This window comes from Isoptericola sp. NPDC057391 (assembly GCF_042668085.1).
Taxonomy (GTDB): domain Bacteria; phylum Actinomycetota; class Actinomycetes; order Actinomycetales; family Cellulomonadaceae; genus Isoptericola.
On record NZ_JBHVBO010000073.1, the window covers coordinates 1 to 18,157 of the forward strand.

Genomic DNA, 18,157 nt, shown 5'->3' on the forward strand with positions numbered 1-18,157 from the left:
GGTATCGACGCTCCCGCCCCTCACAACTCGCGGGCCGGACAGTTGTCAGGGCCACGCGCACCAGAACCTGCGCGTGGCCCTGACAACTCTGGTGAGACGGGGTCTCAGAGTGGTCTATCCTGGTTCCCGGTACTCGCGGTAGCGTGTACCTCGGCGCCGGCCCCACCGGGTCGTCGCCCGAGAGCGGCGTCGCTCGTCGGACGCCGAAGTCCCGACCCCCGCCTGCGGATGGAGCTTCCATGACCACACGGAACCCGGCCCGCCGCGCGCTGCGCGACGTCGTCTTCGTCGAGGGCGTGCGCACGCCGTTCGGCAAGGCCCGGCCCGACGGCCTGTACGCGGAGACGCGCGCCGACGACCTCGTCGTCAAGGCCGTCCGCGAGCTGCTGCGCCGCCACCCCGAGCTGCCGGGCGAGCGCGTGGACGAGGTGGCCATCGCCGCCACCACCCAGCAGGGCGACCAGGGCCTGACCCTCGGCCGCACCGTGGGGATGCTCGCCGGCCTCCCCCAGACCGTCCCCGGCTTCGCCATCGACCGCATGTGCGCGGGCGCGATGACCGCCGTCACGACCACCGCCGCCGGCATCGCGACCGGCAGCGCCGACGTCGTGATCGCCGGCGGCGTGGAGCACATGGGACGCCACCCGATGGGCTTCGACGCCGACCCGAACCCGCGCTTCCTGTCCGAGAAGCTCGTGGACCCCGAGGCCCTCAACATGGGCGTCACGGCCGAGAACCTGCACGACAAGTTCCCGCACCTCACCAAGGAGCGCGCGGACGCCTACGCCGTGAACAGCCAGGCCAAGTACGCCAAGGCGCTCGCCAACGGCGACGTCGGGCCGGAGCTCGTCCCCGTCGCGGTGCGCTCGGCCGAGCAGGGCTGGGGCCTCGCCACCGCCGACGAGCTGCCGCGCCCCGGCACGACCGTCGAGGGCATCGCGAACCTCAAGACGCCGTTCCGCCCGGGCGGCCGCGTCACCGCGGGCAACGCGTCCCCGCTGACCGACGGCGCCACCGCCGCGCTGCTCGCCTCGGGCGACACCGCGGCCGAGCTGGGCCTGCCGGTCGCGATGCGCCTGGTCTCCTCCGCGTTCGCCGGCGTCGACCCGTCGATCATGGGCTACGGCCCGGTCCCGGCCACCGACAAGGCGCTCGCCCAGGCCGGCCTCACGATCGAGGACATCGGCCTGTTCGAGATCAACGAGGCCTTCGCCGTGCAGGTGCTGAGCTTCCTCGACCACTACGGCATCGCGGACGACGACGAGCGCGTCAACCCGTACGGCGGCGCCATCGCCATGGGCCACCCGCTGGCCAGCTCGGGCGTGCGCCTGATGACGCAGCTCGCGCACCAGTTCGCGAAGCACCCCGAGGTCCGGTACGGCATCACCACCATGTGCGTGGGCCTCGGCCAGGGCGGCACCGTGATCTGGGAGAACCCGCACCACGCCGACTACTCCGGCCACACCGCCGAGCAGACCAGCACCGCGACGGACGAGGAGAACTGACCCATGCCGGAGAACCAGACCGAGAACACCTCCGGCGTCCGCGCCGAGCGCGTCACGCACTCGCTCGTCCGAGACGTCCAGCTCCCCGGCGGCGCGGGCACCCTCGCGCTCGTCACCCTCGACAACGGCCTCGACCACACCAAGCCCAACACGCTGGGCCCGGAGGGCATGGCCGAGCTCACCGCGGCGCTCACCGCGCTGCAGGAGCGCGCCGGCCGTGGCGAGATCGCCGCCGTCGCCGTCACCGGCAAGCCGTACTTCCTCGCGGCGGGCGCGGACCTGCTGCAGGTCTCGACCGTCACGTCGCACGAGCAGGCGCTCGAGCTCGGCCGCTCCGGGCACGCCGCCTACGAGCTGCTGCACACGATGGGCGTGCCGACGTTCGCGTTCGTCAACGGCCTCGCCCTCGGTGGCGGCCTCGAGGTCGCGCTGAACTGCGACTACCGCACCGTGTCGTCCGACGCCCCCGCGCTCGGCCTTCCCGAGACCGGCCTCGGCCTCGTCCCCGGCTGGGGCGGCGCCTACCTCGTGCCGCGCCTCGTGGGCATCGAGACGGCCGTCGACGTCATCCTCACCCGTCCCGCGACGCAGAAGCCGTTCAAGGCGGCCGAGGCCGCGCAGATCGGCCTCGTGGACCAGCTCTTCGAGGCGGCCGACTTCCTCGAGCAGTCGATCCTGTGGGCCTCGCGCGTCCTGCGCGGCGAGGTCGAGGTGCCCCGCCGCGAGCTCGACCCGCAGCCGGTGTGGGATGCCGTCGTGGCGGCCACCCGCCAGCGGCTCGACGCCGTCGTCGCGGGCTCGCGCCCGGCGCCCTACCGCGCCCTCGACCTGCTGGCCGCGGCTCGCACCGCGACCCGCGAGGAGGCGTTCGCCGCCGAGGACCAGGCGCTGGCCGACCTCATCATGTCCGACGAGATGCGCGCGAGCGTCTACGCGTTCCAGCTCGTCTCGGGCGGCAAGAAGCCCGTCGGCGCTCCGGACAAGAGCCTGGCCCGCCCGGTTACCCGCGTCGGCATCGTCGGCGCCGGCCTCATGGCGGCGCAGATCGCCCTGCTCGTCGCGCAGCGCCTCGGCGTGCCGGTCGTCATGCGCGACCTCGACCAGGCGCGGGTCGACAAGGGCCTCGGCTTCGTCCGGGCCACCGTCGAGAAGCTCGTCGGGCGCGGGCGGATGACACCCGAGGCCGCCGCGCGCATCGTCGCGAGCGTCACCGGCACCACGGAGATCGGCGAGTTCGCCACCTGCGACGTGGTGATCGAGGCGGTCACCGAGGTCATGGGCCTCAAGAAGAAGGTCTTCGCCGAGCTCGAGGGCATCGTCTCGGAGGACACGATCCTCGCGACGAACACCTCCGCGCTGTCCGTCACCGAGATGGCGGCGGACCTCCGGCACCCCGAGCGGGTCGTGGGCATCCACTTCTTCAACCCGGTGGCCCAGATGCCGCTGGTCGAGGTCGTGAAGGCCGAGAGGACCTCCGACGAGGCGCTGGCCACGGCCTTCGCCATCACGAAGAAGCTGCGCAAGACGGCGGTGCTCGTCGCCGACCGGCCGGGCTTCGTCGTCAACCGGCTGCTCGTGCTCGTCATGGGCAAGGTCGTCGAGGCCATCGAGAACGGCACGTCGGTCGAGGTCGCCGACACGGCGCTCGCCCCCCTCGGCTTCCCGATGCCGACCTTCGAGCTCTTCGACCTCGTCGGCCCCGCCGTCGGCCTGCACGTGCTCACCTCGCTGCGCGAGGACCTGGGCGACCGCTTCCCGACCTCCCCCGGCCTGGAGAAGCTCGTGGCCGACGGCACGCGCGTCGTGCTGGACCGCCCCGCGCCCGGTCTGCCCAAGCCGGTCGACCCGGCGATCCAGGCCGTCTTCGGCGAGGCCCTCCCGGCCGGCGCCGAGGGGCGCCACGGGACCCCCGTGCTCGACGCCGCGGGCGTGCTCGACTCGGTCCTCACGGCGCTCACGGTCGAGGTCGGCCACATGCTCTCCGAGGGCGTGGTCGCCGGGCCGCAGCAGATCGACCTGTGCATGATCCTCGGCGCCGGGTGGGGCTTCCACACGGGCGGCATCACGCCGTACCTCGACCGTGCCGGGTACTCGGCGAAGGTCCTGGACCGCCGGATCCTGCCCGACGGCGTCGCGAACGTCCCCGAGGTCGTCGCCTGACGCGGGCCGACATCACCTGACACCTCCTCCTCGGGGCGGGTCAGCCGGTCCCACCGGCGCCCGTCCGACGGCCGGTCCCCCGCGCGGGGGCCGGCCGGCGGCGCGTTTGGCGCCCGGGGTCGATCGCCACCCTGTTCGACCACGTCGCCCTGGTCGCGGCACGGTCGTGGCGATCGGCGAGGCTCGACGCGCCGCCCGGCCGCGACGCGAGCAGGCCTGAGCGGGCGGGGTTCTCGACCGTGCCCCCCGCGCGTGTGAGACTGCCCCGGTGAAGCGCACCGTGGGGATCGAGGAGGAGTTCCTCCTGGTCGACGACGACGGCCGACCGGTCGCCCGAGCCTCCGAGGCGCTCGACGCCTCCGGGCAGGACGCCGGGCCCGCGCGCCCCTCCGCCACGACCGGCGGGGGCGCGCTCGAGGCCGAGTTCATGGAGGAGCAGCTCGAGACGGCGACCCACCCCCGCCGCGAGCTGTCCGACCTCGCCGCGGAGATCCGTGCGGGGCGGCGGCGGGCGCAGACCGCGGCCGACCGGGTGGGCGCCCAGGTCGCCGCGCTGGCCACCTCGCCCTGGCCGTTCGAGGGCACGACGGTGGCCCGCCTGCGCTATCTGGAGGCGCGGGCCAGGTTCGGCCTCACCGCGCGCGAGCAGCTCACCAGCGGCTGCCACGTGCACGTCGCGGTGGCCGACGACGCCGAGGGCGTGGCCGTGCTCGACCGGATCGGGCCCTGGCTGTCGGTGCTGCTGGCCCTCAGCGCCAACTCGCCCTTCTGGCAGGGCGAGGACTCGGGGTTCGCGAGCTACCGCTCGCAGGTCTGGGCGCGCTGGCCCACGTCGGGCCCGGCGCGGTCGTTCGGCTCCCCGGAGGCCTACCACGAGGCCGTAGACGACCTCGTCGCGACCGGCACGATCCTCGACCAGAACATGGTCTACTTCGACGCCCGTCTCTCGTCGCGCTACCCGACCGTCGAGGTGCGCATCGCCGACGTCTGCCTCGACGCGGACACCGCGACCCTCCTGGGCGCGCTGGCCCGCGGCCTGGTCGAGACGGCCGCGCGCGAGGCGGCGGACGGTCTGCCCGCGCCGCTGCTGCGCACCGAGCTGCTGCGCACGGCCGCCTGGCGGGCGGGTCGGTCCGGCCTCTCGGACGACCTCCTGTCCCCGCTCACGTGGCGGCCCGCGGGGGCGCACGACGTCGTCGGGCAGCTCGTGGCGCACGTCCGCGACGCGCTCGTCGACGCCGGCGACCTGGACGCCGTCACCGAACTGCTCGGGCGGCTCTGGGCGTCCGGGGACGGCGCGACGCGCCAGCGGGCCTGGCGCGCCGCCGGCGACGGCGACCTGCGCGTCGTCGTCGAGCGCGCCGTGGCCGCGACGCACGCCTGAGCGACCGGACCGGCGTCGCGGGACGCCCGGTCGTCGGTCGTCGGTCGTCAGTCGTCCCAGCCCATGCGCAGCACCTCGAAGGGTGTGGCGTGGGCGACGCCGAGGCGCGGCCCGGTGGCCGACGTCATGCGGGCGAGGAACTCGGCCGGGTCGAAGTGCTCCCACCCGAGACCGTCGAGGTAGGCGGCGTGGGCCCGCAGCGAGGCGACCCCGGCGTCGAAGGTGTCGGTGACGTCCACCGCGTGCTCCGCGGCGGGCGACCCGGCGGCCCACACCTGGCGTACTCCGCCCCACGGCTCGAGGTCCTCGTCCTCGAGCTGGTCCTGGAAGACCCAGCGGTTGCCGGCGTCGCGGACGGCGTCGACGACGGCGCGGCCGGTCGCGATGTGGTCGGCCTGGTTGAGCATCCCGCCGGGGAAGGTCTCGCGGTAGTTGCCCGTGATGACGATCTCGGGGCGGTGCCGGCGCACCGCCCCGGCGATCGCCCGGCGCAGCGGCAGGCCGTACTCGATCACGCCGTCCGTGAAGCCGAGGAACTCGACCTCCTCGACCCCGACGGCGCGCGCCGAGGCGACCTGCTCGGCCTCGCGCACCCGGCGCGCCTCCTCGGGGTGCATGCCGTCGATCCCAGCCTCGCCGCTGGTCACCATGGAGTAGACGACGCGCTTGCCCTGACCCGTCCAGCGGGCGACCGCGGCGGCCGCCCCGAACTCCATGTCGTCGGGGTGCGCCACCACCGCGAGCGCCGTGGTCCAGCTCTCGTCGAGGGGCTGCAGCACGTCGGTCTCGTGCGGGTGGTCCGGCGTCGTCGTCATGGCGCCACGCTAGCGACGACGACGCGCGGTCGCGCGCGCCGGCCGGTCAGTACGTCGTGAGCCGGTGGGCGCGGAAGACGTCGCGCACGGCCTCGGCCGCCTCGGGGTTCGGGGGCTGCGTGTCGTCGAGCTCGTAGGCCCGCCCGAGCTCGGCCCACTTGTCACGGGCCATCTGATGGAAGGGCAGCACCTCGACGCGCTCCACGGTGCCCGGGCGCACGGCCTCGATGTCGGCGGCGTGGCGGGCGACGGCGGCCACGTTCGCCGGGTCGTCGGTGAGGCCCGGCACCAGCACGAAGCGCACCCAGACCGTCACGCCGCGCTCGGCAAGGCGGCGCCCGAACCGCAGCGTGGGGGCGAGCGAGCGCCCCGTGACGCGCTGGTAGGTCTCCTCGTCACCCGCCTTGATGTCGAGGAGCACGAGGTCGGTGTCGTCCAGCATCGCGTCGGCCGCGTGGGCGCCGAGGAAGCCGGAGGTGTCGAGCGTCGTGTGCACCCCGAGCTGCTTCGCGCCGCGCAGGACCCGCGCGGCGAACGCCGGCTGCATGAGCACCTCGCCGCCCGAGAGCGTGAGGCCGCCGCCCGTGGCGGTGAAGATGCCGCGGTAGCGCGCCACGCGGGCCAGCAGGTCGTCGACGAGGACGGGCTCGCCGTCCTTCATCGCGAGCGTGTCGGGGTTGTGGCAGTACAGGCAGCGCAGCGGACAGCCGCTGAGGAACACCGTCAGGCGGGTGCCGGGGCCGTCCACGGCGGTCACGAGCTCCCAGGAGTGCACCGAGCCGAGCTCGCCCGAGCGCATCAGCGCCAGGCGGTCGGACCGGCCCACCTCGTCGGTGTCGACCGTCTCGATCCCCCGCAGGCCGGCGCCGGCCCGGCGCCGGGAGGGGGCGTCCAGCAACGCCGGGCCGGCAGTCATGGTCAGAGCCCCCCGTGGAACGTCCGCGACAGCACGTCCAGCTGCTGCTCGCGGGTCAGCCGCACGAAGTTCACCGCGTAGCCGGACACGCGGATCGTGAGCTGCGGGTACTTCTCCGGGTGCTCCATGGCGTCCTCGAGCGTCTCGCGCACGAGGACGTTGACGTTCATGTGGTAGCCGCCCGAGGCCACCGAGGCGTCGAGCAGGCCGGCGAGGTTCGCGACCTGCTCCTCGCGGGTGCGGCCGAGGCCGGACGGCACGACGGTGTTGGTCAGCGAGATCCCGTCCTGCGCCTGGTCGTAGGGCAGCTTCGCCACCGACAGCGCGGAGGCGAGCATGCCGTGCGTGTCGCGCCCGTTCATCGGGTTCGCGCCGGGCGAGAAGGGCTCGCCGGCACGCCGGCCGTCCGGGGTGTTCCCGGTGGCCTTGCCGTAGACCACGTTGGACGTGATCGTCAGCACCGACTGGGTGGGCACGGCGTCGCGGTACATCCGGTGGCTGCGGATCTTGGCCATGAACGACTCGACGAGCTCGACGGCGATGGCGTCGACGCGGTCGTCGTCGTTGCCGTAGGCGGGCCAGTCGCCCTCGGTCTCGTAGTCGACGACGATGCCGCGCTCGTCCGTCACCGGCGTGACGGTGGCGTACCGGATCGCCGACAGGGAGTCCGCCGCGACCGACAGGCCCGCGATGCCGCACGCCATGGTGCGCAGCACGTCCCTGTCGTGCAGGGCCATCTCGAGCCGCTCGTACGCGTACTTGTCGTGCGACCAGTGGATGCAGTTCAGCGCCTCGACGTACGTCTCGGCGAGCCAGTCCATGGTGCGGTCGAAGCGGGCGCGGACGTCGTCGTAGTCCAGCGGCAGCCCCGGCACGACGGCGGGGAACGCCGGCGACACCTGCGTGCCGGTCACCTCGTCCTTGCCGCCGTTGATCGCGTACAGCAGCGCCTTGGCGAGGTTCACGCGGGCGCCGAAGAACTGCATCTGCTTGCCGACCGCCATCGGCGAGACGCAGCACGCGATGGCCGCGTCGTCGCCCCACGCGGGGCGGATCTGCTCGTCCGACTCGTACTGGACCGCCGACGTGTCGATCGACACCTTGGCGCAGAACTCCTTGAACCCCTCGGGCAGCCGCGGGCTCCAGAAGACCGTCATGTTCGGCTCGGGCGCCGGGCCCAGGTTGTACAGGGTCTGCAGGAAGCGGAACGAGTTCTTCGTGACGAGCGGGCGGCCGTCCTCGCCCATGCCGCCGATGGTCTCGGTGACCCAGGTCGGGTCGCCGGAGAACAGGGCGTCGTACTCGGGGGTGCGCAGGAAGCGCACGATCCGGAGCTTGATGACGAAGTCGTCGACGATCTCCTGCGCCTCGGTCTCGGTGAGGCGCCCGGCGGCCAGGTCGCGCTCGATGTAGACGTCGAGGAAGGTCGACGTGCGTCCCAGCGACATCGCGGCGCCGTTCTGCTCCTTCACCGCGGCGAGGTAGCCGAAGTAGAGCCACTGCACGGCCTCGCGGGCCGTCGTCGCCGGTCCGGAGATGTCGTACCCGTAGGACGCGGCCATCTCCTTGAGCTCGCCGAGCGCACGGATCTGCTCCGCGTGCTCCTCACGTTCGCGCGCCACGGACTCGCTGAACGGCCGGACGTCGAGGCCGAGCTTGTCGACCTTCTTCGCGGCGATCAGCTGGTCGACGCCGTACAGCGCCACGCGGCGGTAGTCGCCGATGATCCGGCCCCGCCCGTACGCGTCCGGCAGGCCGGTGATGACGTGCGAGCTGCGGGCGGCGCGGACGTTCGGCGGGTAGACGTCGAAGACGCCCTGGTTGTGCGTCTTGCGGTACTCGGTGAAGACCTTCTTGAGGTTCTCGTCGACCGGGTAGCCGTACGACTTCAGCGCGCCCTCGACCATCCGCCAGCCGCCGTTCGGCATGATCGCGCGCCTGAGCGGGGCGTCGGTCTGCAGGCCGACGATCAGCTCGGCGTCGCGGTCGATGTAGCCCGGCCCGTGCGCGGTGATGGCCGCCGGGGTGTGCGGGTCGACGTCGTGGACACCCTTCTCGCGCTCGGTCGGGAACATTGCCGAGAGCTTCTCCCACACCGCCGTGGTGCGCGCCGTGGGCCCCGCGAGGAACGCGTCGTCGCCCGTGTACGGGGTGTAGTTGCGCTGGATGAAGTCGCGCACGTCGATGCCGTCGCACCAGGGCCCCGGGGTGAAACCCGTCCAGGCGGTGGTCGTCGTGGGTGCCGCGTCGGTGGTCATGGGAGCCCCTCCTTGAGGTCTGACCACATCCTATTCGTGAAGGTCTTCACAAGCGACGTCGAGGGGCTGTGACGTCGCAGACACCCGCGAAGGGCTCAGTCCAGGACGACGCCGGGCGGGGACGCCGCGAGCGCGATCGCCTCGCGCGTCGTCGCGGCGACGATGTCGGGCCGGTCGGGCCCCTCCCACGACCGGCCGTGCGAGACCCACGCCGTGCGCGTCCCCGCCGCGCGCCCGGCCGCGACGTCGGCGTGCCCGGCGTCGCCGACCATCCAGACCCGGCGCCGGTCGACGTCCGCCGCGCCCAGCCGGTCCAGGGCGACCTCGAGCAGGCGCGGGTGGGGCTTGGCGACGCCCTCCTCCTCGGACACCACGACCGCGTCGACGTGGTCGCCGAGGCCGCAGCGCGCGATCTTGCCGCGCTGCTGCGCGGACGTCCCGTTGGTCACGACCGCCACCCGGTGGCCCGCGCCGCGCAGCACGTCGAGCGCGAAGACCACCCCGTCGTACGGACGCACCCGGTCGAGGATGCCCGCCCGGAACCGCTCGATCGCGGCGGGCACGTCGTCGTCCCAGCCGAGACGGTCGATCAGCACGCGGGCGAGCGCGGCCTTGGAGCCGTGCCCGCCCTCGTCGGCGGCCAGGATCGCCGCCAGGTCGGCCGCGCCCGCGCCGGCGGCGTCCACGGCGCCGGACGCCCACGCCTCGAACGCCTCCGCGCGGCCCACCAGGGTGTTGTCGAGGTCGAGCAGCCAGATCATGACCGTGAGGCTAGCGGCCGCCGGGTGCCCGGCGGCGCGCGTCTCGCGTCAGTCGCGGGCGAGCGCCGCGAGCGTGTCGCGCACGGCGTCCTCGGCCCGCATCCGCTGCCGGCCGATGATCTGGTCGCGGCTGGCGTGATCGAGGAACTCCACCGGCAGGCCGACGTGCACGAACGGCGTGCGCACGCCCTGCTCCCCCGCCCGCTGGGCGGTCATGGCGCCGACGCCGCCGTCGACGACGCCGTCCTCGATCGTCAGCACGAGGTCGTGCTCGCCCGCGAGCTTCACCAGCGCCTCGGGCACCGGCAGCACCCACGTCGGCGCGACGACGTCGACCGTCAGGCCGTGCGCGGCCAGGGACTCGCCCGCCGCGAGCGCCGTGCCCACCATCGACCCCACGCCCACGACGAGCACCTTGCGCCCGCCCGCGGCGCTGCCCGCCCCCGGCACGTGCCGCGCGACGACGTCCACGCCGTCGAGCTCCTCGAGCGCGGGCACAGGGTCGCCGACGGCGCCCTTGGGGTAGCGCACGACCGTGGGAGCGTCGTCGACGTCCACGGCGGCGCGCAGTGCGGCGCGCAGGGTGGGCTCGTCGCGCGGCGCGGCCAGCCGGAGCCCGGGGACGATGCGCAGCATCGCCATGTCCCACATGCCGTTGTGGCTGGCGCCATCGTCGCCGGTGATGCCGGCCCGGTCGAGCACGAACGTCACGCCCGCCCGGTGCAGGGCCGCGTCCATGAGCACCTGGTCGAAGGCGCGGTTGAGGAAGGTGGCGTAGACGGCGACGACCGGGTGCAGCCCGGCGAAGGCCATGCCGGCCGCCGAGGTCGCGGCGTGCTGCTCGGCGATCCCGACGTCGAACGTGCGGTCCGGGAACTCCTGCGCGAACGGCGCCAGGCCCACGGGGTGCAGCATCGCCGCGGTGATCGCGACGACGTCGCGCCGGTCGCGGCCGATCTTCACGATCTCGTCGGCGAAGACCTTGGTCCAGCCGAACCGCGACGGCGCGACGGGCAGCCCGGTCTCGGGGTGGATCTGCCCGACGGCGTGGAAGCGGTCGGCGACGTCCTGCTCGGCCGGGGTGTAGCCGCGGCCCTTCTCGGTGATGGCGTGCACGATCACCGGGCCGCCGTACGCCTTGGCCCGGCGCAGCGCGTGCTCCATCGCCGCGACGTCGTGGCCGTCGACGGGGCCGACGTACTTGAGCCCGAGGTCCTCGAACATGCCCTGCGGGGCGACGACGTCCTTGAGGCCCTTCTTCAGCCCGTGCAGCCAGTCGTAGGCGAAGCGGCCCGGCGCGCCCGTGCGGTGCAGGGTGCGCTTGCCCCACGACAGGAAGGCCTCGTACCCGCGCGTGGTGCGCAGGGTGTCGAGGTGGTTGGCCACGCCGCCGATGGTCGGCGAGTAGGAGCGCCCGTTGTCGTTCACCACGATGACGAGGCGCCGGTCCTGGGAGGCCGCGATGTTGTTCAGCGCCTCCCAGGCCATGCCGCCGGTGAGCGCGCCGTCGCCGATGACGGCGGCCACGTGCTTCTCCGGGTGGCCCTGGACGGCGTTCGCCTTGGCGACCCCGTCGGCCCACGACAGCGCGGTGGACGCGTGCGAGTTCTCGACGACGTCGTGCTCGGACTCGGCGCGCGAGGGGTAGCCGGACATGCCGCCCGCCTTGCGCAGCGCGGAGAAGTCCTGCCGGCCCGTGAGGAGCTTGTGCACGTACGCCTGGTGCCCCGTGTCGAAGACGAGGGTGTCCCGCGGGGACGCGAAGACGCGGTGCAGCGCGATGGTCAGCTCGACGACGCCCAGGTTGGGCCCCAGGTGCCCCCCGGTGCGCGACACCTGGTCGACCAGGAAGGCCCGGATCTCCGCCGCGAGCTGCGTCGTCTGCGCCGGCGAGAGCCGGCGGACGTCCTCGGGCGAGCCGATGCCGCTCAGCAGGCTCATGCGTTCCTCCCCGTTCATAGCCACACCACTCTAGGCGGTCCCGCCCGGTGGTCCGGGACGTCCCACGGACCGCGCCCGGGCACGTGCGGGCGCGGTAGAGGGTAGTTTCGACCCTGGCCGACGGGAACACGTGACCGCCGGCGAGCGTTCGGCAGAGGGACGACCCAGGTAGCTCGTCCTCTCCCGACACACCTCTCAGGGGACACCTGTGCGCTTTCTCGACGGGCAGCAGCCCACCACCGACCTCACCTACGGCGACGTCTTCATGGTCCCGTCCCGCTCGGACGTGACCAGCCGCTTCGACGTCGACCTCTCGACCGACGACGGCACCGGCACCACCATCCCGGTCGTCGTGGCGAACATGACGGCCGTCGCGGGGCGCCGGATGTCCGAGACGGTCGCCCGCCGCGGCGGCGTCGCGATCATCCCGCAGGACATCCCGGTCGACGTCGTCGCGGACGTCGTGGCCGACGTGAAGTCCAAGGACCCCGTCATCGAGACGCCCGTCGTCGTGGCGCCCACCGACACCGTCTCCACGGTGCTGACGCTGCTGGGCAAGCGCGCGCACGGCGCGGCGGTCGTGGTGGCCGACGGCAAGCCCGTGGGCGTCGTCACCGAGGGCGACTGCGCCGCCGTGGACCGGTTCGCGCAGGTGCACCAGGTCATGTCGGACGACGTCGTCACGCTCGACGCCGCGGCGATCGACGCCGAGGGCCTCGAGGCCACGTTCGAGCGCATGCACGCCGCGAAGATCCACCTCGCGCCCGTGGTGCGCGACGGCGTCCTCGCGGGCGTCCTCACGCGCAAGGGCGCGGTGCGCTCGTCGGTGTACCGGCCCGCGCTCGACGCCGCGGGACGCCTGCGCATCGGCGCCGCCGTCGGCATCAACGGCGACGTCGCGGCCAAGACGCGCGAGCTCCTCGACGCGGGCGTGGACGTGCTGGTCGTCGACACGGCGCACGGCCACCAGTCGAAGATGCTGCAGGCCCTCGAGGCCGTGCGCTCGGTCGACCCGCAGGTGCCCGTCGTGGCGGGGAACGTCGTGACCGCCGCCGGCGTACGCGACCTCGTGGCCGCCGGCGCGGACATCCTCAAGGTCGGCGTCGGGCCGGGCGCCATGTGCACCACGCGCATGCAGACCGCCGTGGGCCGGCCCCAGTTCTCCGCCGTCCTCGAGTGCGCGGCCGCCGCGCGCGAGCTCGGCAAGCACGTGTGGGCCGACGGCGGCGTGCGGCACCCGCGCGACGTGGCGCTGGCGCTGGCCGCGGGCGCGTCGCAGGTGATGATCGGCTCCTGGTTCGCCGGCACGTACGAGTCGCCCGGCGACCTGCACGACGACGGCACCGGCCGCCTCTACAAGGACTCGTTCGGCATGGCGTCCGCGCGCGCCGTCGCCGCACGCACCGCCGGGGCGGGCTCCGCGTTCGGCCGCGCGCGCAAGGCCCTGTACGAGGAGGGCATCTCCACCGGGAAGATGTACCTCGACCCGCTGCGCCCGGGCGTCGAGGACCTGCTCGACGAGATCACCTCGGGCCTGCGCTCCAGCTGCACCTACGCCGGTGCCCGCACGCTCGGGGAGTTCCACGAGCGCGCGCTGGTGGGTGTGCAGTCCGCCGCCGGCTACGCCGAGGGCATGCCGGTCGCCACGAGCTGGTGAGTCGGCGGTGAGCCCGGGGACGAGCACGGGACCGGTCACGGGGCCGGCGGCTGCCCGCGCGCAGCTCGCCGCCCTGGCGTCGGACGGCACCTTCCTGTCCGACTGGGGGCTGGCGCGGGGCGACCTGGACGCCGCGTCCGCCCGGCCCGCGGCCGTCCTCGTGCTCTTCGGCGTGCTGGACGAGCTCGCCGCGGACCACGACGCCCAGGCCCTCGCCGTCGCGCAGGACCTCGACGTGCTGCTCCTGGAGCGGGCGGCGACCCTGCGCTCGCACGCCGGGCAGGTCGCGTTCCCCGGCGGGCGAGCGGAGGACGGCGAGACGCCCGTCGACGCCGCCCTGCGCGAGGCGGTGGAGGAGACCGGCCTCGACACCGGGGGCGTCGAGGTGCTCGGCACCCTGGCGCAGCTGCCGATGCCGGTGAGCAACCACCTCGTGACGCCCGTGCTCGGCTGGTGGGCACGGCCCACCCCCGTGCGCGTGGTCGACGTCGCGGAGTCGTCGCACGTGTTCCGCGCCCCCGTGGCCGACCTGCTGGACCCCGACCACCGCGTCACGACCGTGCTGCGGCGCGCCGGCCGCACCTGGCGCGGGCCGGGGTTCGAGGTGCTCGACGGCGACGGCGTGCCGCACCTCGTGTGGGGATTCACCGCCGGCATCCTCGACGCCGCGTTCGACCGCCTCGGGTGGACGGAGCCGTGGGACCACGGCCGCGAGCGGGAGCTGTGAGCCGCCCGCCGACCGACCCGTACGCCGCCGTCGGACCCCGTGACCTGGGATGATCTCCGGATGCCTGCCGCCGAGATCGACGTCGACGTCCCGTTGACCCGCGCGCTGCTCGCGGAGCAGCACCCCGACCTGGCCGACCGGCCCCTGGAGGTCGCGGCGCACGGCTGGGACAACGTCATGCTCCGGGTCGGCGACGACCTCGCCGTGCGGCTGCCGCGCCGCGCGCTGGCGGCGCCTCTCGTCGAGCACGAGCAGCGGGCGCTGCCCGCGCTCGCCGCCCGGCTCCGCGCGGCGGCGCCCGACGTCGTCGTGCCGGTGCCGGTGCGCGTCGGGCGGCCGAGCGCGGCGCTCGGCTACCCGTGGTCCTGGACCGTCGTGCCGTGGGCCGACGGCGTGAGCGCGGAGGCGACTCCCGTGGCCGCGCGCACCGCCTGGGCGGGCGCGTTCGGCCGCCTGCTCGCCGCCGTCCACGCGCCTGCCCCCGACGACGCGCCATCCAACCCGGTGCGCGGCGTCGCGCTCGGGCGGCGGGCGGAGGCGCGGGACCGGCGGGCGCTCGACGAGCGCCTCGCGGCCGTCCCGGCGGGCGCGCGCACCGTCGCCCGCCGGCTCTGGGACCGAGCGCTCGGCGCGCCCGCGCACGACGGGCCGCCCGTCTGGCTGCACGGCGACCCGCACCCCGCCAACCTGGTGGTCTCCCCCGGCCGCGGCGACCGTCCCGGCCGGCTGGCCGCCGTCGTCGACTGGGGCGACGTGACGTCCGGCGACCCCGCCTCCGACCTGGGCTCGCTGTGGCTGTGCTTCGACGACGAGGGGCGCGCCGCCTGCCGCGCCGAGATCCAGGCCCGGGCGAACGACGGCCGCGGCTGGGACGACGCGACGTGGACCCGGGCCGCGGGCTGGTCGCTGCTGTACGCGACGAACATGCTGGCCCATCCCCAGCTGCACCCCCGGCTGCTGCCGATCGGCCGGCACGGCCTCGAGGCGCTGCTCGACGAGGCTCTGTGAGGGCCCGGTGGGGGCAGGACCGGGGCAGAATCGGGTCATGACCCGCGACGCGCAGAAGACCACCTGGACCGACGCCGACCCGCGCGCGTTCGTCGCCGCCGTCGCGCGACCCGCCCGGCGGCGGGACGCCGAGACGCTGCTCGCCCTCATGGAGCGGGCGACCGGCCAGCCCGCGCGGATGTTCGGCGCGTCGATCGTGGGCTTCGGCGAGTACCGGTACGCCTACGCGAGCGGGCGCACGGGGCACGCCGCCGCGGCGGGGTTCTCCCCGCGGGCGGCGGCGTCCGTCGTCTACCTCTCCGACGGCGTCGAGGCGCACACGGACGCCCTGGCCCGCCTGGGCCCGCACACGACGGGAGTGGGCTGCCTGTACCTCAAGGACGTCGAGCAGGTGGACCTCGGCGTCCTGAAGGAGATCGTCGCCGCGTCGTACGCCACGCTCACGGCGGGGACGTACGGCCTGCGGGCGCGCGAGGGCGGGGAGCCGGCGGCGGGCTGAGGGGCCCGGCTACCGACTCGCGCCGCCGAGGGCCGCGGGCTCCGCGCCGCGGGACTCCAGCGCGCCCCGCACGGCCGCGAGCGCGCGGGTGTAGACGGCGTCGTCGCCGAGCAGGAGCGAGCCGTCGTTCGCGGCGTTCAGCATCGCGGTGATCTCGAAGGCGAGCTGGTCGACGTCGGTGTCGGCGGCGAGCTCCCCCGCGCCCACCGCCAGCTCGGCGTGCCGGCGCAGGTACGACGTCCAGTCCCGGTGGGCGGCGACGACCGCGTCGCGCACGGCGCCGTCCTGGGTATCGAACTCGACCTCCACCGTGCGGAAGAAGCACCCGCCCTCGAAGACCCGGCGGCGGGAGTACTCCGACCAGCGCACCACGAGGGCCCACAGCCGGGCGAGCCCCGGCGCGGCCGCCCGGGCGGGCACGACGACCGCGTCGACGAACATCCCGCGGGCGTGCTCCACGGCCGCGAGCTGCAGCCCCTCCTTGCCACCGAACAGCCCCGCGATCCCGCTCTTGTTGACGGGCAACCGGGCGGCGAGCGAGCCGAGCGTGAGGGCCTCGAGCCCGCGCACGGACGCATCCTGGACGGCGAGGTCGAGGACGGCGCGGCGCGACCGGTCGCCGCGCACGCGACGCCCGTCGGTGGGTGCGTCGTCCGGGGGGCCGGTCCGGGTTCCTGACGGGGTGCCTGACGAGGGGGTCGGCGTCGCGGTGGTCACGAGACGAGTGTACGACCGTTCGTTCAGTGTTACTGTGCGAACGTTCGTACAGATATCCCTTGTCTCCATCTGGTCGCGTCACCCGGAGGTCGTCATGCCCTACGTCCCCACCCCCGTCAGCGCCGGCCTGCGCGCCCTGTCCGCCGCCGCTCCCCCGCTCGCGATCCGCGTCGCCGCCCGGGCGTTCTGGCACGTCGGGGCGCCCGCCGCCGTCCGCCCGGCCGACCGCGCCGTGCACGAGCGCGCCACGCGCCGCGCCGTGGACGTCGCCGGCGAGCGCGTCGTCACCTACCGATGGGGCGACCGCGGGGCGCCCACCGTGCTCCTCGTGCACGGCTGGAAGAGCCGGGCCTCGCGGTTCGCCGGGCTCGTCACGTCCCTCGAGGCGGCCGGCCTGGGCGTCGTCGCGTTCGACGGCGTCGCCCACGGGGGCTCGAGCGGCCGGCGGATGTCCGCCCTCGAGCACATGGCGGCGATCCGCGCGGTGCACGACGCCGAGGGGCCGTTCACCGCCGTCGTCGGGCACTCCCTCGGCGCCCTCGCGGCCGGGCTCGCGCTCGCCGACGGGCTGCCCGTGGACCGCTTCGTCGCGGTGGCCGCGACGACCGGGTTCGACGCGATCGCCGCATCGTTCCTGCGGCTGGTCGGGATGCCGGCCGGGCTGCACGAGCGCTTCTGCGACCACGTCGAGCGCACCTTCCCCGGCGGCGTGCGCGACGTCCGCGCACGGCTCGACCTCGTCGGGCACCCCGTCCCGGAGCGGGTCGCGACGCTCTTCGTCCAGGACGACGACGACCGGATGTCGCCGTCCGCCGGAGCGCGGCTCCTGCATGCCGCCGTCCCCGGCAGCGGGCTCCTGACCACCCGGGGCCTGGGGCACACCCGGATCCTCGACGACCCCGCCGTCGTGACCGCCGTCGTCGCGCACGTCACGGCACCGGTGCCGATGCCGGTGCCGACGGCCGTGAGACGGTGACCTCGTCCCGCCCCGGCCGGGGACGGGACCGGTGCGGCGACGGGAGGTCGGGATGCGGGTGGTCGTCGTCGGCGGGGCGGGCCGGATCGGGGCGCGGCTGGTCGCGCTGCTGCGGGCCAGGGGCGACGACGCCGTGGCCGCCTCGCGGCGCACCGGGGTCGACCTCGTGACCGGTGCCGGCGTCGTGGCCGCCGTCGCCGGCGCGGACGCGGTGGTCGACGTCTCCCGCCCCGCGACGCTGGAACCCGCCGGCGCCCGTGCGTTCTACGCCGCCGGCACGGGTGCCCTGCTCGAGGCGGGGCGCGATGCCGGGGTCGCGCACCACGTGGTCCTGTCGGTCGTCGGCGCCCGCCGCCTGCACGGCGCCGGGTTCCTGCAGGCCAAGGTGTCTCAGGAGGACCTGGTCGCCGGCTCGGGGCGGCCGTACACCGTGCTGGCCGCCACCCAGTTCTTCGGGTTCGCGACGGGGATCGCGGACGCGTCCACGCACGACGGCCCCTCCGGCTCGGAGGTGCGGCTGCCCGACGTCGCCGACCAGCCCGTCGCGGAGGACGACGTGGCCGCCGAGCTGCTGCGCGTGCTCGACGCGGGGCCGGCGGGCGCGACCGTCGAGCTCGGCGGGCCGGAGCCGATGCGGCTGCCGGCGTTCGTGGCCGCCGGCCTGGCCGCCGCGGGCGACCCCCGCCGCGTCGTCGTCGACCCGGCTGCGACGTACTTCGGCGCCACGGTGACCGGGGACGAGCTGCTGCCCGGTCCGGGCGCGCGGCGGGGCACCATGCGGCACGCCGACTGGCTCGCCGCGCGACGCTGACCCACGACACCGCGGGAGGACG

Annotated in this window: 15 protein-coding genes; 9 read left to right on the forward strand and 6 right to left on the reverse strand. The window is 74.8% G+C overall.

The features are described 5' to 3' along the window. Positions 1 to 239 precede the first annotated feature (239 nt). The 3 genes from ACFUVW_RS11090 (at position 240) to ACFUVW_RS11100 (ending at position 5,049) form a co-directional block, all read left to right on the forward strand. Positions 240 to 1,505: a thiolase family protein gene (locus tag ACFUVW_RS11090; protein ID WP_430571381.1), complete on the forward strand. Its 1,266-nt coding sequence runs from the start codon at positions 240 to 242 to the stop codon at positions 1,503 to 1,505. Positions 1,506 to 1,508: 3 nt separating this feature from the next. Next, on the forward strand, positions 1,509 to 3,665 hold the full coding sequence (locus ACFUVW_RS11095; protein ID WP_430571382.1) for a 3-hydroxyacyl-CoA dehydrogenase NAD-binding domain-containing protein: 2,157 nt from the start codon (positions 1,509 to 1,511) through the stop codon (positions 3,663 to 3,665). Positions 3,666 to 3,933: 268 nt separating this feature from the next. Then, positions 3,934 to 5,049 carry a glutamate--cysteine ligase gene (locus ACFUVW_RS11100; protein ID WP_430571383.1) on the forward strand — a complete coding sequence of 372 codons (1,116 nt, stop codon included), beginning with the start codon at positions 3,934 to 3,936 and terminating at the stop codon, positions 5,047 to 5,049. A 47-nt stretch (positions 5,050 to 5,096) separates the two neighbouring features. Here the strand turns inward: ACFUVW_RS11100 and ACFUVW_RS11105 are convergent, their stop codons facing one another. The 5 genes from ACFUVW_RS11105 to dxs all read right to left on the reverse strand — a co-directional run bounded on the left by ACFUVW_RS11105 (position 5,097) and on the right by dxs (position 11,740). Next, positions 5,097 to 5,864 (reverse strand): PIG-L deacetylase family protein, encoded by a 768-nt coding sequence (locus ACFUVW_RS11105; protein WP_430571384.1) that lies wholly within the window; start codon positions 5,862 to 5,864, stop codon positions 5,097 to 5,099. 46 nt (positions 5,865 to 5,910) lie between these two features. Beyond that, a complete protein-coding gene (pflA, locus tag ACFUVW_RS11110) occupies positions 5,911 to 6,780 on the reverse strand; it encodes a pyruvate formate-lyase-activating protein (RefSeq protein ID WP_430571385.1) in 870 nt (289 codons plus the stop codon). Between the two features lie 2 nt (positions 6,781 to 6,782). Then, positions 6,783 to 9,038, reverse strand: coding sequence for a formate C-acetyltransferase (gene pflB / locus ACFUVW_RS11115; protein WP_430571386.1), 2,256 nt, complete (start codon positions 9,036 to 9,038; stop codon positions 6,783 to 6,785). Between the two features lie 95 nt (positions 9,039 to 9,133). Then, positions 9,134 to 9,799: an HAD family hydrolase gene (locus tag ACFUVW_RS11120; RefSeq protein ID WP_430571387.1), complete on the reverse strand. Its 666-nt coding sequence runs from the start codon at positions 9,797 to 9,799 to the stop codon at positions 9,134 to 9,136. A gap of 48 nt (positions 9,800 to 9,847) precedes the next feature. Beyond that, positions 9,848 to 11,740, reverse strand: a complete 1,893-nt coding sequence (gene dxs, locus ACFUVW_RS11125; RefSeq protein ID WP_430571388.1) for a 1-deoxy-D-xylulose-5-phosphate synthase — start codon at positions 11,738 to 11,740, stop codon at positions 9,848 to 9,850. 208 nt (positions 11,741 to 11,948) lie between these two features. On the opposite strand from dxs, the gene ACFUVW_RS11130 reads away from it, so the two are divergent. From ACFUVW_RS11130 to ACFUVW_RS11145, 4 genes are read left to right on the forward strand one after another with little or no spacing between them, the layout of a single operon-like run. Further along, positions 11,949 to 13,397, forward strand: coding sequence for a GuaB1 family IMP dehydrogenase-related protein (locus ACFUVW_RS11130; protein ID WP_430571389.1), 1,449 nt, complete (start codon positions 11,949 to 11,951; stop codon positions 13,395 to 13,397). 7 nt (positions 13,398 to 13,404) lie between these two features. Continuing rightward, positions 13,405 to 14,124, forward strand: a complete 720-nt coding sequence (locus ACFUVW_RS11135) for an NUDIX hydrolase (protein ID WP_430571390.1) — start codon at positions 13,405 to 13,407, stop codon at positions 14,122 to 14,124. 60 nt (positions 14,125 to 14,184) lie between these two features. Further along, positions 14,185 to 15,132 carry a phosphotransferase gene (locus ACFUVW_RS11140; protein ID WP_430571391.1) on the forward strand — a complete coding sequence of 316 codons (948 nt, stop codon included), beginning with the start codon at positions 14,185 to 14,187 and terminating at the stop codon, positions 15,130 to 15,132. Between the two features lie 37 nt (positions 15,133 to 15,169). Beyond that, positions 15,170 to 15,631, forward strand: coding sequence for a DUF1801 domain-containing protein (locus ACFUVW_RS11145; protein WP_430571392.1), 462 nt, complete (start codon positions 15,170 to 15,172; stop codon positions 15,629 to 15,631). 9 nt (positions 15,632 to 15,640) lie between these two features. Here ACFUVW_RS11145 and ACFUVW_RS11150 read toward each other — a convergent pair whose 3' ends face one another. Further along, entirely contained in the window at positions 15,641 to 16,348 is a 708-nt protein-coding gene (locus tag ACFUVW_RS11150; protein WP_430571393.1) for a TetR/AcrR family transcriptional regulator, read from the reverse strand. 94 nt (positions 16,349 to 16,442) lie between these two features. Here ACFUVW_RS11150 and ACFUVW_RS11155 point away from each other — a divergent pair, with 94 nt between their 5' ends. Together ACFUVW_RS11155 and ACFUVW_RS11160 are read left to right on the forward strand one after the other, a co-directional pair. Next, entirely contained in the window at positions 16,443 to 17,324 is an 882-nt protein-coding gene (locus ACFUVW_RS11155) for an alpha/beta fold hydrolase (RefSeq protein WP_430571394.1), read from the forward strand. Between the two features lie 52 nt (positions 17,325 to 17,376). After that, the gene (locus ACFUVW_RS11160; RefSeq protein WP_430571395.1) at positions 17,377 to 18,135 is read left to right on the forward strand and encodes an SDR family oxidoreductase; all 759 of its coding nucleotides are present in this window, start codon (positions 17,377 to 17,379) and stop codon (positions 18,133 to 18,135) included. The last annotated feature ends 22 nt before the right edge of the window (positions 18,136 to 18,157 follow it).